The sequence below is a fragment of the Bartonella elizabethae F9251 = ATCC 49927 genome (assembly GCF_000518165.1).
GTDB lineage: Bacteria > Pseudomonadota > Alphaproteobacteria > Rhizobiales > Rhizobiaceae > Bartonella > Bartonella elizabethae.
In genome coordinates, this window is record NZ_JADB01000001.1 from 475,440 (window position 1) to 491,315 (window position 15,876).

The window sequence follows — 15,876 nt, forward strand, 5'->3', positions numbered from 1 at the left end:
TATTGTTTTGAAAAAGTTATACTTTTTAGGTTATCAAATTCGCTAAAGTTACAAATTCGGAAATAGAGAGCATTTCAGCACGGCGAGTTCCATCAATTCCAGCTTTTTTTAAAAGGATTTCACCTCCAAGTGTTTTGAAATTTTGACGAAGCATTTTTCGTCTTTGTCCAAAAGCGGTTTTTGTAACAAAGCTTAGTTTTTCTGCAGAGCAGACAAGAGGTTGAGTTCGTGGAATGATATGAACAACAGAAGACGTTACTTTAGGCGCTGGTATGAAGGCTTGAGGAGGCACATCAAAAGCAATTTTAGCTGTAGTCCGCCAGCCAGCTAAGACACTCAGGCGTCCATAGTAAGTAGATTGAGGTTTAGCCGTAATCCTTTGAGCGACTTCACGTTGAAACATCAATGTCATGGATTCATAAAAAGGAGGCCATGGTTCAACCAAAAGCCAATTTAAAAAAAGTTGCGTTCCAATATTATAAGGAAGATTGGCAATAATGCGTGGTTTTTCTGGGATTGTTTCAAAGAGTTTTGAGAAATCTTGTTTCAGTGCATCATTACAAATAACTTTTAATTTGTTCGGATAGTATTTTTCTATTTCTAAGAGCGCTGGTATACAGCGCTCATCGCGTTCTATTGCTGTTACAATGGCACCTTTTGCCAGCAAGGCGCGTGTGAGTCCTCCAGGACCAGGACCAATTTCAAGAACAGGTTTTCCTTCTATATTGCCTGCTTGACGAGCAATTTTAGAAGTTAAATTAAGGTCAAAAAGGAAATTTTGTCCCAAAGATTTATGCGCTTGCAATCCATATATATCGATGACCTCACGCAGAGGAGGAAGATTATCTATTGGCATGGTATCGAATTATTTTTTGCAAGTTGATGAGCAAGTTTGAGAGCAGCAATAAAGCTTTCAGGAGAGGCTATGCCTTTATCAGCAATGTCAAAAGCAGTTCCATGATCTGGAGACGTACGAATGAAAGGGAGACCTAAAGTGACATTAACGGTGGTATCAAAATCTAATGTTTTAACAGGGATAAGAGCTTGATCATGATACATGCAAAGGGCAACATCATATGTTTTTCTTGCGCATTTGTGGAACATTGTATCGGCAGGAAGTGGACCTATAATATTGAGTCCTTTCTTTTTAAGATATTTAAGAGCAGGCGTGATTACTTCAAACTCTTCTTTTCCCATTGCGCCTTCTTCTCCAGCGTGAGGATTAAGACCAGCGACAGCGAGCCGAGGTGACGTTATTTTAAATCGTGTTTTTAAGTCATATTCAGTAATGAAAGCCGTTTGAATGATTAAATGACGAGTCAGCTGTGAAGGAACATCTTTGAATGGAATATGAACAGTTATTGGGACTGTTTTTAATTGAGGCCCAGCTAACATCATAACCGGATGATAAGATTTATGAAAAGCTTTATGAGCCAAATCGGCTAAAAATTCTGTATGACCTGGAAATTCAAATCCGGCATCATAAAGATTCTTTTTGGCAATAGGACAAGTAACCAATGCAGAAGCATGTCCATTTTGAATCAATTGAACACTGCGTTCAATAGCTTCAATGATTCCGGCAGCATTGTTTGGAGAAGGAAAAGCTAATTGGTCACTTTGTTTGTTTTTTAAGGGTATAATAGGGAGAGCGTTTTGAAAATTTTTGACAGGGTTGGTGATTAAAACAGATTCCACCTCAACATCCATCTGTAAAAAACGAGCGCGTGAACGAATAACATCTGGATCAGCGATAAGCACAAAAGCCGGAACTTGACGGTTAACACGCAAATTCCATGCTTTTAGAGCTATTTCAGGACCAATTCCGGCAGGATCACCACCACTAACAACAAGAGCTGTCATTATTGAATACGTGCTATGCGTCGCAGTTCTTCTAAATATTTTTCGCTTAATTCTTCAAGTTTTTTCGGACTTCTGTTTTTATTATCTTGAAGAGAAAATATCAGCCGAGCGACATAATCATCAGAAACCCTTTTTATTTTGCAAACAGCAATTGCTTCGATCCCATCAGATGTTTCTTGTAATTTTGTCATTTTTCCAGCAGGCGTTGCAAGAATAGCTTGCTCCCATGCACTGGGAAGTTGAGGTTCCAGAAACTTTCCTAAATGGCGGATTGTAACGTCTAAAATACCCCTTGCTTGATTGTGGGCATTTGCACATCCACGGAAATGTGCACGAAAATTGCTTGCTTCTCTTTGACGTCTTTCAAAGATTTCTGAACGACGATGTGCAGGAATAACAAAAACAATGCGCTGTAATGTATATTCATTGGTTGAAGGTTTCACACCACCATTTTTTAATATTCTGCGCACAGCCTCTTGTTCACTAACCATACCTATTTGAGCTTGATAGCGTGCGCTAACAAGACGCCCCCATCCTATTTGTCCACGGATATAATTTTTGAAATGTTGCACAGTAATATCATTTTGGATCAGAATCTGATTGAGCTGATCAATGGTCATATTATTTTGCGTTGCAAAGTTCTCAAAAGCTCTATCAACCTCATCATTGCTGACCTCAATATTCCGACGTTTTATTTCAATATTTTTTAGTTCTTCGTCGATCAGCTCTTTTTTAGCTTGTGCCACTAAATTGCCTTGCTTTTGTTGCAATCTGAGAAATGCAACGCGCCTTTGTATATCATAATTTGTGATAGGATTGCCATTAACTGTAACAACAATCGCTGTCTGCGCAAAGGCTGACGGAATCAAAAATTGATTTATGAGCAGGCTGCTTACACTCAAAGATGTAATATAAAATAAAGCAAGAACACGCGTTTTCAATTTATTCATGTAAATAAGCTTTCGCATTGTTTATTAATTCTCATCAATAACTTAAACTATACGCTTTCTTTCATAAAAACAATAATAAGTTAAATCACTTATACATTCTCTTTATAAATTTGAATCTATTTTTTTCCGATATCTGCGATTGTACGCAATGAAAGAGAGAAATTAAAGTTCTGCAAAGGAGTTTTTCTTCCCGGATTCATTACCTGTTGATAACCGAATGTTATCCCGAAACATTCATCAGTATAATTCAAGCTAATTCCTCGTTTTATAAATGTGTGAGATACGAGATCATAACCGGCGTTACTATTAATGGACCAATAGTCTGCCAGTTTTAAGCCTGTTTGAAAAGAAATTTCTTGGCGCTCTTGTGGATATTCGTAATTCGGTTGGCTTGTGATATAAGCATATTGTACAGAGGCCCAAAAATTTTTCCACATTTGTGATACTTCAATTTCACTACGGCGGATTTTTCCTGTTTTTTTGTCAAAGCGTCCACGCGTTTCTAAGGAAAAACCATTTTTATGGATCGCACCAAACATTGCAACATAGTCTGAACGTTTTGCTTCTAAGCTAGAATGAATACCGGCGTTAACAAAATCCTTTTCTGCAAAAGAATTCTTTCCTGCCAGATGAAAGGATTGTCCAATAAGACCATAAAGAGACCAATTGTCATTAAAGTTTCCAGAATATCTTAGACCTATATTGGCTCTTGTCCCACCTTCTACACGATCATAACCAGAAAATTTATTTCGTTGAAAAAGAGTCGTTGCATCAAAGACAAAGCTTTGTGCATCTTCATTTGGAAGTTGTCCGATATATTGTTCATTATTGCGTATAAAAATTTGTGCGGTTGGTTCTATAATATGTGTAGAATGAGCAGCTGTAATAAGGAAGGGATAACGTGCTTCCAATCCTGCTGTTGCCATGCCACGAATTTTTGAGCCGCGAATTGTAGATAAGGTATTGTTTTCTCCAGAAGCTGCATGATTTTCTTGTCCATTGATTGTAAGGATGTCAGCCCGTAGAGAGAGAAGGGGGGTTAATATGAGGCCATTGTGCGTGTTAAAGCGCTTTTTCCATTCAAGCTCATTTGTTAAACGCAAACTATTTCCAGCCATACCAGAAAGTCGTACAGTATTGAGAGGATTTTTGTTCCAGTTGGGTGAAGTGAAGTCGGCATGACGCCGGTAAATTGATTGTATATTGCTGTGGAAAGTAAGCTCTCCATTATAAATGGGCCCATCTGGTGTAAAAGAATAATCGATACGTGGTAGAACCCATGCTTGTTGAGAGTGACGTTCATAATGAGGATCGTTCAATATCGAGTCTTGAATTTTAAAATGATAAAAACGCATATCAAAATAGTTTTTTCCTGCAAGGCCATTCAGATAGATCTGAGAAAGTTGTGTAGGATCGCTATAGTTTTCAAGCTTGTAGGCACGACTAAAATGCCGATCGGATTGTGCCAGAATATCCCATCCATAAGTCCAGTATGAATTAATACGAAAGTCCCCTTTTGTTGCCAACATATAACGGTTTTTATGCTGTGCATCAATCGTATCATTGTCAAATCTATGCGGTTTCATTTGATAGATATAAGCAAAGCGAATGTTATAACGGCCCATTTTTAAACGTTGACGCCATTCCCCTTCGGTTAAAAGCCCTTGTTGAGTATAAACCGTAGAAGAAAGCGTAAAATCATAATGGGGAGCGAGATTCCAGAAATAAGAATTCTTTATCCCCATACCAAGATAATCAGTATAGAAAAAATGAGGTGTAAGCAGACCACTAGCACGCCTGACAGTTGGATCATAGAGCTCAAAATTTGGAAATTTTATAATTGGTACACCAAAAACTTCAAAACTGCTATTTTCAAACCGAATTTTTTTAACGCTATTATTCCATATAATCTTTCTGGCTTTAATTTTCCACAGGACCTTTCTATCTGGTTTATAGGAGCAAGGTTCACAGGCTGTATAGGTTGCATTTTCAAAGATTGTTACTTGATTGTTTTGGCGTGTAGCATTTTGAGCGGAAAAGTGCACATTGTTGGCTGTATCAATACGCAAAGCATTTACAAACCCCTCGCCAAGATCTTTGGTCATATCAATTTGATTAGAATAAATTTTATTCCCATCTTTTTGAGTAATTTCAACGTTTCCTTGTGCGATAAGCCGTCCTGTTTTTTGGTTGTAAATGATTTTTTGAGCGACAACTTTATTGCCATCATATTCAACTTGGACATTTCCTTGTGCAGAAACAGTGTTTTCATCACGATTATAGATGAGTTCATCTGCAGAGAGCAAAAGAGGACGCTCCGAGTTTTGAATGCGACTTTGAGCAGGAGACATAAGGCTTTGAGCGTGTGCACAATAAGGCAACGCCCCCCCTAAAATAACCGCCATAACACTTCTAAAAGCGAGAGCATTTAATTTTGTTAAAATGATTTTCTTACGTGTTAATGCTTTCACTTAGCCATCCTCTTTATGAAGTAAAAAAGAGATTCCCAAGAATAATGCAATAACAACAGGTGTCCAAGCGGCAATAATTGGTGGAATATATCCAGCATTACCAAAAGCCTGAACAAGTACGGAAATAACATAAAGCATAAACCCAGCGATTACGCCACCAAGAATCAACGTTCTAGATTGTCCAAAACGTGTAAAATTTAAAGATACAGTTGCTGCAATGAGAGTCATTGCCACAAGCAATGCCGGTAAGGCAATCAAAGATTGTAAATACATATCAAAATTATGAGCAGAATAGCCAAATGAACGTGCGATCATGATCTTTTTGGGCAATTGGTAAAATGGAATAGTTGCGGGATTCACTAAACGTTCCGTTAAAAATTCAGGTTTTAGATTGGTTTTTATTTTCAACACGGTAAATTTTTCAGGAGGATGTCCTATTTTATAGATTGTTCCATTTGTTAAGAACCAAGCGCCATGGGTCAAGGTTGCTTTTGGGGTGTTAATCCAATTTTTGACGGTTGCGTCGTCTTTGTATTGTACAAAGGTTGCATCGAGAAGAGAAAGTCCTTGATCAGTGATAAATTTAGCACCAATGGTTGTTCTGCCTAAATCTGTACGCTGTGTTAACCAGTGGATACGCGTATTATGAAGAGATGTTAGCACATTATTATTGCGCCATTCAGTCATCATTTTTTCTGCTTGAGAAAATCCCCATGCAGCGAGTGGATTGATAAGAAGAATTGAAAATAATCCCAAAAGAAAAGCGCCCAAACAAGCTGGCATAAGAAATTGCCATGCAGAAACACCGATGGAGCGAGTCACAACAAGTTCAAGTTTTTTGTTAAGCGAGATAAGCGTTGCCATGGCAGAAAAGAGTGCAATAAAAGGGATAAGTTGTTGCATAATAAAAGGGATGCGTAAAACAGAGAGGAGAAATGCATCTTTTGCGGTATAATGCGGAAGGGAAGGAAGCCTTCCAGAGTTTTCTGTAAAATCGATTAAAAGAGCAAGAACAAAAATCCCTCCCCAAAAATAACACGTTATCTTAAAGTAACGTATAAAAAAATAGCGTCCAAGTGTCCACCCAATCATGATATTTTATCCAGAGAATCTTGAGATTTTCGATGTTCAAATTTGTTCACTATTTTTTGAAAAATGGTTTGCAGTATCTCATAAAATTTTGCGGGGAGTCCAATTTTATGATTCGTTAAAAGCATAAAAAAGATAAATAGACTTGTCCCTATGGGTGTAAGATAAAGGAGAGGAACATATGCAAGGTCGTTCTTTGCTTTTTCGGCGAAAAAATAACCTATCCAATAGATCAGAAAAGAAAGGGCAATCGCCGAAAAATTTGCGCAGTAGCGTGTTTGTCGATGGGAGCCTACATTTCCCGCCGCTGCTAATGCAATAAGTGAAAAAACGATTGGATAGAGCCATTGGGTTAGTCGGCGGTGAAACTCAGCTTTATATTGGAGTGGTTTTCGTTGATAGTAGGGATCTTTTGGGTCAGGGTTTTGTAAATAAGAAAGAGACCGATCTTTTGGATAAAGAGTAGGTGTTTTATCGCTGGGAATAAATTCCCCTAGGCTAAAGGTGTATGCGCTAAATTGAACGATTGAAACGCTATTATTTTCATGATTGACTCTTTCTATTTCACCGTTATTGAGGATTAAAAAACGACCATTTTTATTGCTTACAATGGAGGCTTTTGTGGCATAATAAAAAAGATCAGTTTTAGGATCACGCTGATCGGCAATGAAAAGACGCTCAAGTGTTCCATTTGGATTTCGTTCGCCAATTTCTATGTAAAGATTATTGGCAAGTTTTTGAAAGCTTCCTTCACTAATGAACAGATTAATAAGATCAAAATGGGCACTTGCTAACATTTGTCGCATATGAAGACGCGCTTGAGGAACAACAAAATTAGCAATAGAAAAGGAGATACATGATGCAATAATAGCAAGAAGGAGAATAGGTTTCCAAACAGTACTTTTAGGAAAACCAGAGGCATTGATGACAGCAAGTTCTGAGTCTTGATTCATTGCTGAAAGGATAGTTGTAACTGCGATCACTAATGCAAATGGAATGACAAGAAAAATAACAGAAGGAACCAATGAAAGTGAAAATTGCAAGACTGTAAGGAGTGTTTGTTTACTTGTTGTGAGAAAGTTTATTCGCGCAAGAATTTGCACTGTCCAACTCACGCCTACTGCTGCAATCATGACAGAACTAAACAAAACAAAGACACGTTTCAGGATGTAGAACTCAATAATACACATAAATTGGGAAACACCCTCAGTCTTCAATTTGATAGCAAATACTTTTACCGCTTTCGGTTAAAATGTAATGAAATTAAAAAAACATCCTTTCAGAGATTGGACATTTTCAGAAAAAAAATAATATTAAATTGCTCGTTAAATTCCCTTTAATTTTTCCACACATTATATTTTATTTTCAATGATAGTCTATAAAAAATCTAGGAAATAACTTAATTTTTTTTATTAACGTTGAAAATAAAAAAGTTTCATCTTTTAAAGTCATAAGCAAAAGGATAATGCACCTCAATCGAAAAAGAGGTTTATATCTTGAACCATTTCCTTTTATATAAGGGATATAGAAGTTTCTCTAAAAAGATGTTTGCTTTATTTATAAAGAGTGATGAGGATTTGAGAGGTTGGATATTTTATTCTATCATTTGATGCAGTCAACGCTAAAAGATATTTTGCCAACGCTGGTGGAGCGGGCGTTGGCTCGTTTTAGTAAGGTAGCCATCCAATGTGTGAGTAAAGAACAATGCGATTCTATAGATATGCATTTATGGGTTTATGCTGATGAATCATTTATTGGACATGGAACAGAGCGTGATCAATATTCAAAACTTCAGCCTGTATTTCTAACGACAGGACAAGACAATCCCAATGATTCAAAGATTCGTTTTCTTATAGAGGGGGCGGTTTGTTCGGATATTGATGCCTATCAACGTCTTGTTGTGTTATTTGATGGCAGAAATGATGCGCAGTTGAATCTTGCTCGAGCACAGTGGAAAAAATATAAAATGGAAAATCATAATTTAACGTATTGGCAACAGACTGAAGATCTTCGTTGGGAAAAACAGGTCTAATGCGTCTCGTATCTTTTATTCTGGTTTTTATAGGATTGGTAGGAATCGTAAATCCAGCACTTTTTATTGTGGAAGGATCAGGGGGAGGGCGTTGGGTCTTTGTTGTGATTTTTCTTTTAGGTATGCTAAAAATATGGTCTATAATTAAAAAGATGAAACGGCATGATGATGATTATTGATCGAATTTTGCTTGTTTTATGGGCTGTGATGTTGGCTTTTTTTTGCGTTTCGTGGTTAGGGACAACGCATATCCTATCAGGAATGTTCGCTGTTTCTGATACCAGCAATATTGCGGATTTTTTATTTTTCTTTTTGAGTGCATTTTTTGCGGGAATATTGTGGTGGCGTATACCACAACCCATGTCTTTAAAAATGAGACTGGCAGCATTTTTTCTGCCAGTCCTGATTTTATTCTTCGTTATTATATTTTAGTTGGATATTTCATCATCTGTAAATCCGACAAAACAAATCAGTGAAACAAAAGAAGCAAAAAGCAAATAATAGCCGATATAAGATGTATCAAAATGTTGTACCAAATATTCCGCAATATAAGGTGCAAGAGAGGCTCCTACGATACCAGATAAGTTAAAAGTAATAGAAGAGCCTGTGTACCGAATGGCTGTTGGGTATGGTGAAGCCAAAACAGCACCAAGAGGACTGTATATCATTCCCATGATAGACAGACCAATGACAGACATTGCAAGAACCCCTATAACTCCAGAATTTAAAAAATAAGGAATTGCGAAAGAATAGATACCGGTGATGATTGTAATCCAAATCATCAAAGTTCTCCGTCTAATACGATCAGCAAGTCTTCCAGTAATGATCGTAAAAATTCCACAGAAAATAGCACCGACAATTTCAACTTGAAGAGCTTGATAATATGACAACTGCAAATGATTTGTTGAATAGCTTAACAAATATGCAGTAACCAAGTAAAACAAAACAAATGTTCCCATACCAGAAAATATTCCAAGAAATAAGATTCGTGGACATTTTAAAAAGACATCGATGATAGGAACTTTGACACGTTCTTTACTTTCAAGATTTTTTTTGAATTGAACAGTTTCATTGATTGAAAGACGAACCCATAATCCTATAATCATGAAAATAATTGAAGCAATGAAAGGGATGCGCCATCCCCAAGCGACAAGTGCATCATGATCAAGGAAGTATAACAGGCCTAAATAAACAGCAATGGATAAAAACAAACCGATAGGAACGCCCAATTGGGGAAACATTGCATACCAGCCTCGCTTTTCTGGAGGGGCATTTTCTGTTGCGAGCAAAACAGCACCCCCCCATTCTCCTCCTAATCCCATTCCTTGTCCAATACGGCACAAGGTTAAGAGGAAAGGGGCAAGCCACCCAGCGGTTTCATATGTGGGAAGAAAACCAATAATGACTGTTGAAAGCCCCATTGTGAGAAGAGAGGCGATAAGGGTTGCTTTTCTTCCAATTTTATCTCCAAAATGTCCAAAAACAATCGATCCAAAGGGCCGAGAAAAAAAGGCTGCTCCAAAGATCAGGAAAGATTGTAAAATGGCAATCTGATCATTTTGTGTTGGAAAAAACACATGAGGAAATATGAGCGCTGCGGCAGTGGCAAAGACATAGAAATCAAAGAATTCAATTGTTGGGCCAATAAGGCTTGCAAACAAAATGCGACGAGGGGAATTTCTGTTGCTTGTATCTTGCATTTCTAAGTTTATAGACATGAATAGAATGTCCCTTTCAGTATATGACAAATCAAATATGAATTAACCAACTATAATTATAAAAATTTCAAATCAGTGTCGAGTCGATATTATGATGTTTCTTAATATATTCGAACAATGATGATGGACTGATGAACATCAATAAGTGTTTTTCATATTATTAAAATTGAAGTGAGTAAAGAAACTATTTTAAACGCTGTAGAAATGAAAATATGGAGCCATAAAAATCCTCCTCATGCATAGTGCTATTTCCTTTAAAATTTAACTATTTTTATTTATTGAGGATCAATCTGCTTCGTAGATTAATGTTTTAGAAATATTAAAAAATTTTTTTATGAATATAATTATAACACTTTTTAAGTGTATGTAATAAAAATAAACCTTTTAGTTGTGCATACATTTAAAAACACATGGTGTATATTTGATCTGTCAAAGCTTAATCATCAAATGCTTTGTTATCTTAAAAAATATGCGGTTGCGCCATTACAGAATGTTGTTTTGGTCTATGCACTTTTTTCTAAATGAGGGATTTAAATTTAGAATGATGGAGTGTGAATAATGCAACGCAAATTGAAATTAAGTTTTTGGATGCTAATGGCCAGTAGTTTTTTTGTGAAGGTTGCGAGTGCAGATGGAGTATCCACACTAAAAGAAAAGCGATTAACACCTGTAGGGATCAGTGAACAGCTAGAAGAGACAAGAAAATTATTATCAAAAGTGAGGGGCTTAAAAGAAAAAACGGGGGGGGCAAAAATGATAATGTATGAAAAGACAATAGAAGAAAGAAAGCTTCCAGAAGAGGAAAGGAAGGGGGCAGACAACCTGTTCTTTAAAGTTCTTACAAATTCAATAATAAGCGATGGTGCTGCTATCTATATTACTAACCGTGATTCTGAAGGTTCTGGTGAAACAGTAAATAGCTTTAGCTATGAGGATGCAGGCTATTCCATCAATAATACGGTTCGAGAGGGGGGAAAACTCTACATTGATGCAGCAAGTGTTAGTCGGGATACGACAATTGAGCATGGTGGGGTTGAGTTGGTCCAAAATCTCAGTACTTCAGAATATGCCACGGTTAAAAAAGGGGGGCAACAAATTGTTGAAAGTGGTTCAAATGCTGAAGGAGCTCAAATTCTTGGTGGTGAGCAGATTATTTTTGGTAAGGGAATTCTTGGAGATGGTTTGGGTCTTGAAGATAAGGCAAGTAGTGCTTATGGCACTGAAATTCAGGCTGCAGGTGGAATGCCAGGAATACAAAGTGTCTATAGTGGGGGGATGGCTGTTGACACAAAGGTTAGGAAAGGAGGTGTTCAGAATGTTGATGGTCAAGAGAATTTTAATAACAGCTTTTCAGAAGATGCTGATACAGCCGATATAGAAGATGAGGATTTTACAATCAATGAGGGGGCTTTTGCACTGAGTACTGAACTTTTTAAAAATGGGATGCAGAATATTTTTGCGGGAGGAAATGCGAGTGAAGTTACTTTATACGATAGAGCGACTCAGAAGATATATGATTCTGGATATGCGGATACTTTAACAATTAATCATCAAGCAACATCTTGGTTACTTGCTGGTGCGATATTAGATAAGGAGACAAATATTTATGATTTTGGCAGCCTCTATCTTTATGCAGGGAATGGTAAAGCTATTACGGAAGTAGAAAATCTTAATTTAAATGGAGAAGATACCAAGCTATACATTATTGCTTCTGAAGATATTTCTTCTGAAAATAACGGCAAAAAACCTCAGGTTAATATCCAGAATTTAAAAGGAAATGGGAGAGTTATTTTTACCTCTTCAGGGGCTCATAAGCATTACTCTCAGCTTAATATTGAGGATCTTTCAGGTTCTTTCCATTTCGATTTTAATGCCAACTTTGCCAAGCACCTTAGTGATTATCTTGTCATTAAAGAAAGGAGCTCTGGTTCCCACACAATAAGCGTTATCGATTCTGGGCGTGAAATTACAAATTCTTCTCACAAAAAGCTTAAATTAATTTCTGATCACAGTGGAGATGCGCGTTTTACTCTGACAAACACTTTTGGTGAAAAAATCGAAACGATTGATGCTGGAACCTATCGGTATCGTTTGAAACATAGAAGTGATAAAGGCACCGGTAAAATTTGGTATCTAGATGCGAATTATGCTCTTGATGAGACAAATGCTTTATTTTCTGATTTTAGCTTGCAGTCATCTACTTCTTCATTACCGGATGAACTTACAGAATTGACTATTGAAAAGGGAATGACTGTCACGATTGCTGATCCTAGCTTTGACACGAGCAGCACAAAAGTTAAGAGTAATGGAGAAACTTCAATTAGTAATATCGTTAAAGATGGTGGAACGCTCTCCGTTTATAGCGGTGGTTTTAGCTTGTATACGACAATTCAAAGAGGCGGGATTGAGCTTATTAAAACACAAGGTATTTCACAAGATAGTATAGTCAAGAGAGGTGGACAACAAAGGATTGAAGAAGGGGGAAAGGCTGAAGGGGCTAAAATTTCCGGTGGTGAGCAGTTTATTTCAGGAAAATCTAATATCCAAGGGGAGATGGTAAGAAGTAGTGCCTATGACACCGTCATTTCTGGTGAAAATAGGGGGCGAGGATATCAGAATGTGTATGATGATGGAGAGGTTTTTCGTACAAAGATTATGGAAGGAGGGGTACAAAATCTTTATGTAGAAGGGGATCTCGACGATTATAGCAGTTTTGCATCTAATACAGAGGTTTTTTCTGGTGGAGAGCAACACGTTTTAGCGGGGGGAATAGCCGTTGGCGTTACTTTACAAGGGAGTGCTTTTCAGAAAATAGATTTAGGGGGCTATGTAAAAGATTTAATCATTAAGGATCAAGCACAATCATGGCTACATCCTGGTGCAACATTAGAGGGAAGCACCATGATTCATGATTCTGGGCGAATTTATCTTTATGCTGGCCCTGAGCGATCTCGTACTGAAGTAGAAAAAATTGTTTTAAATGGCGAAGATACAAAATTGTACGCTATTGCGTCTGATATGGACAATGAAAGTTCTTTAATTGAGAACTTAAGTGGTAATGGTCGTGTTATTTTTACTTCTACGGTATTTAATCCACATTACTCTAAACTTGAAGTCGGTAATCTTTCTGGGAGTTTACATTTTAGGTTTTATACCAATTTTGAGGAGCAGCGTGGTGATTATCTCCTTATCAGAAAGGGGGAAGGAGATCACACCATAAGCGTGATTGATTCTGGTATTGAAATTGCCAATTCTTCTCTACAAAACCAGAACTTAGTTTTAGAGCTTGATTTAATTCATGACCAAAGCGGCAATGCAAAATTTACTCTGATAGATTTTTCTGGTGAGGAGGTAGCTACTGTTGACAATGGAGTATACATGTATGCTCTAAAGACGAAAGATCATAACGGTGGAAAGACTTGGTCTTTATCGACATTATCGACAGCGGAAGAAATTTCTACTCCTATCGTTCCTCCATCTCATACCGAGTTGCCTATAGATAAGCTTCCTGAAAAAGAAGAAAATATGACGTCGTCGCAAGATGTTAATATTAATTTTGATCCATATTCTAATGTCATTAATTTCAGTATTCGTGAGGGAGGAGGAATTCTACAAAACTTTTTGCTCGATGGTGATCGCACAGTTCATATCTCTGATGATGGAGAGCAAGGTGCTTCTAAGCAATCCATTAACGTTACAGTTGAGGGATCTGGAAGACTTTATGTTGAGTCTGGTGGTTTTGTTAAGAATACAACAATTGCAAATGGTGGTTCTGAGATTGTGGGGGAACAGGGAATCTCGGAGTCTACGATTATTTACCAAGGCGGGCAACAAAAGGTAGAAGGAGGAGGAACAGCATTGCAGACCACAATTTACGGTGGTGATCAACTGATTTGGGGAGATAGTTACGTGAACGGTGGGATTGTTGGAAGCAGTGCTTATGATACGATAATTTATGGTCAAGGGGATATGCTAGGACAGCAGAATGTATATGATGATGGAATGGCAGTGGGAACAAAAGTAATGAGTGGTGGAATACAAACTCTTGCTAAATGGTTCCCTGATGATGATAACTTTGCAGAAAAAACCGGTGGCTTAGCGGTGAATACTGAGGTTTTTGCGGATGGTGTACAGAGGGTATTAGCAGGGGGTGAAGCAAATACAGTAATTTTACGCACTGATGGTGCTCAAGAAGTTCACGCTGGGGGCATTGTAAAAAATCTAACAATTGAAGAGGGAGCCAATTCATGGGTCTTTGCTGGTGCGATGTTAGAAGGAAAAATAGCGGTTCAGGATTTGGGACAACTCCACCTTTATGCTGGAAATGATCATCAACAAACTAAAGCAGAAAATATCAATCTAAATGGAGAAAAGGCTCAATTATACTTCATTGCTCATGAATTTGACGACAAAAGTACACATGTTCAGCAGTTAAGCGGTGTAGGAAAAGTTGTTTTTACCTCTTCTGAAGATGATTTGTATTACTCTAAGCTTTCTGTTGATGATCTTTCGGGGAGTCTCCATTTCGATTTTAATGTCAGTCTTGCAGAAGGAAAAGGTGATTACCTTTTTATTGAGAATGGGAGTGGTTTTCACACAATAAGTGTGGTTGATTCTGGTATTGAAATTGTTGATCCTTCTTCAACAGAACTTGATTTAATTTTGGATCAAAGTGGAGGCGCTTCTTTTACTCTACAAAGTTTTTCTGGTGCAAAAATTGGAATTGTTGATGGTGGAACTTATACCTATGGCTTAAAACACAAAAATATTGAGAATGAAGAGGGAAAAGTTTGGTATTTATCTGCAGTTTACATGGATAGTGCGTCAAGAGGACCACGGAGGATAAGCAGATCTGCGCGGCATTTAAGTCAAAATCAACCAGTTTCTTCTCTTTCAAGGCTTACAAATACACAAGAGCATGCGATTAAATTACCTCGTCAAAGAAAAAACCGCCACAACGTGAGTCAAAAAACTCCAGCTTCTGTTTCTTCAATTGTTTCAAATCAGGGAAGTCAAATGATTAAAGGAGCACCTCCACTTCTTCTTTCTGGTGACAAACAACAGATGGCAGTTTCAGCCTCTTCTCGAGTTTTAGCGGATCAGATGACTTTGCGTCCAAGCAATCAGAAGCAACCTTCTCCACAATTGAGTGAGATGCTTTCAGGTTCTCAGTTTTTAACCACACCTTCTACAGATGCGGTATTGTCCATGTCTGTCGCTCCAGCGATGGTGTTTCACAATGAAATGCAAAGCGTGCGTTCGGGAAGAGGAATTCTAGATCACAGTAAAAAGAATACGGCTTTATGGAGCTATGCGATTAAAGCAAAAGAGAGCATTGCAACAGGGCATATAGATTTTAAGCTTGATCAGACAGGGATTGTTTTAGGGATCAATGGCTTAAGCGAGTGGGAGAATGGGGAGTTTTATATAGGGGGATTTGGCAGTTATGACCATGCTCGTATTGCACATGCACGGGGGGGCACCAGCGGTATCAATAGTTATGGCATTGGGGCTTATGTCACTTATTTAGATCACAGTGGATGGTATCTGGATGCTCTTTTAAAATATAATCATTATCAAAATACGCTGAAGGCGATTTCCACGAATGGTTTAGGGATTGAAGGCAGTTATAAGCAATGGGCGGTTGGAACCTCTTTTGAAGCAGGTTATCGCCTTCAGACGTCTAAGAGCAGTTGGTTGCAGCCTTATGGACAATTTACTTGGTTGCAAGTTGAGGGAAAAGAAATCAAGTTATC

The 15,876-nt window shown here is 37.7% G+C and carries 11 protein-coding genes; 4 read left to right on the forward strand and 7 right to left on the reverse strand.

Translation table 11 applies throughout. From position 1 onward, the window contains the following. Positions 1-25: 25 nt before the first annotated feature. The 6 genes from rsmA to lptF all read right to left on the reverse strand — a co-directional run bounded on the left by rsmA (position 26) and on the right by lptF (position 7,560). Entirely contained in the window at positions 26-856 is an 831-nt protein-coding gene (gene rsmA / locus T429_RS0102320; RefSeq protein ID WP_005773733.1) for a 16S rRNA (adenine(1518)-N(6)/adenine(1519)-N(6))-dimethyltransferase RsmA, read from the reverse strand. Then, the gene (gene pdxA / locus T429_RS0102325; RefSeq protein WP_005773732.1) at positions 847-1,860 is read right to left on the reverse strand and encodes a 4-hydroxythreonine-4-phosphate dehydrogenase PdxA; all 1,014 of its coding nucleotides are present in this window, start codon (positions 1,858-1,860) and stop codon (positions 847-849) included. The genes rsmA and pdxA overlap by 10 nt, the downstream gene beginning before the upstream one ends. Next, the gene (locus T429_RS0102330) at positions 1,860-2,810 is read right to left on the reverse strand and encodes a SurA N-terminal domain-containing protein (protein WP_026500845.1); all 951 of its coding nucleotides are present in this window, start codon (positions 2,808-2,810) and stop codon (positions 1,860-1,862) included. Before T429_RS0102330 ends, pdxA begins: the two co-directional genes overlap by 1 nt. Positions 2,811-2,926: 116 nt before the next feature. Then, the gene (locus tag T429_RS0102335) at positions 2,927-5,281 is read right to left on the reverse strand and encodes an LPS-assembly protein LptD (RefSeq protein WP_005775044.1); all 2,355 of its coding nucleotides are present in this window, start codon (positions 5,279-5,281) and stop codon (positions 2,927-2,929) included. Further along, entirely contained in the window at positions 5,282-6,373 is a 1,092-nt protein-coding gene (gene lptG / locus T429_RS0102340) for an LPS export ABC transporter permease LptG (RefSeq protein ID WP_005775045.1), read from the reverse strand. Then, positions 6,370-7,560, reverse strand: coding sequence for an LPS export ABC transporter permease LptF (lptF, locus tag T429_RS0102345; protein WP_005775046.1), 1,191 nt, complete (start codon positions 7,558-7,560; stop codon positions 6,370-6,372). The genes lptG and lptF overlap by 4 nt, the downstream gene beginning before the upstream one ends. 395 nt (positions 7,561-7,955) lie before the next feature. On the opposite strand from lptF, the gene T429_RS0102350 reads away from it, so the two are divergent. The 3 genes from T429_RS0102350 to T429_RS0102360 are packed head-to-tail and all read left to right on the forward strand — an operon-like array spanning position 7,956 to position 8,834. After that, positions 7,956-8,402 (forward strand): DNA polymerase III subunit chi, encoded by a 447-nt coding sequence (locus tag T429_RS0102350; RefSeq protein WP_005775047.1) that lies wholly within the window; start codon positions 7,956-7,958, stop codon positions 8,400-8,402. Then, complete coding sequence (locus tag T429_RS0102355; protein ID WP_005773725.1) at positions 8,402-8,581, forward strand: hypothetical protein; 180 nt, start codon at positions 8,402-8,404, stop codon at positions 8,579-8,581. The genes T429_RS0102350 and T429_RS0102355 overlap by 1 nt, the downstream gene beginning before the upstream one ends. Further along, entirely contained in the window at positions 8,571-8,834 is a 264-nt protein-coding gene (locus T429_RS0102360; RefSeq protein WP_026500846.1) for a hypothetical protein, read from the forward strand. The genes T429_RS0102355 and T429_RS0102360 overlap by 11 nt, the downstream gene beginning before the upstream one ends. On the opposite strand, the gene T429_RS0102365 is transcribed toward T429_RS0102360, so the two are convergent. After that, positions 8,831-10,120, reverse strand: a complete 1,290-nt coding sequence (locus T429_RS0102365; RefSeq protein ID WP_005775049.1) for an MFS transporter — start codon at positions 10,118-10,120, stop codon at positions 8,831-8,833. The two genes, T429_RS0102360 and T429_RS0102365, sit on opposite strands and share 4 nt — an antisense overlap. A 558-nt stretch (positions 10,121-10,678) precedes the next feature. On the opposite strand from T429_RS0102365, the gene bafA reads away from it, so the two are divergent. Continuing rightward, a partial coding sequence (bafA, locus tag T429_RS0102370) for a BafA family autotransporter (RefSeq protein ID WP_026500847.1) occupies positions 10,679-15,876 on the forward strand: 5,198 nt, incomplete at its 3' end.

Bases quoted from the DNA above. Each gene is read 5' to 3' on its own strand.
- rsmA (WP_005773733.1), bottom strand. From the start codon at position 856: ATGCCAATAGATAATCTTCCTCCTCTGCGTGAGGTCATCGATATATAT.
- pdxA (WP_005773732.1), bottom strand. From the start codon at position 1,860: ATGACAGCTCTTGTTGTTAGTGGTGGTGATCCTGCCGGAATTGGTCCT.
- T429_RS0102330 (WP_026500845.1), bottom strand. From the start codon at position 2,810: ATGAATAAATTGAAAACGCGTGTTCTTGCTTTATTTTATATTACATCT.
- lptG (WP_005775045.1), bottom strand. From the start codon at position 6,373: ATGATTGGGTGGACACTTGGACGCTATTTTTTTATACGTTACTTTAAG.
- lptF (WP_005775046.1), bottom strand. From the start codon at position 7,560: ATGTGTATTATTGAGTTCTACATCCTGAAACGTGTCTTTGTTTTGTTT.
- T429_RS0102355 (WP_005773725.1), top strand. From the start codon at position 8,402: ATGCGTCTCGTATCTTTTATTCTGGTTTTTATAGGATTGGTAGGAATC.
- T429_RS0102360 (WP_026500846.1), top strand. From the start codon at position 8,571: ATGATTATTGATCGAATTTTGCTTGTTTTATGGGCTGTGATGTTGGCT.
- T429_RS0102365 (WP_005775049.1), bottom strand. From the start codon at position 10,120: ATGTCTATAAACTTAGAAATGCAAGATACAAGCAACAGAAATTCCCCT.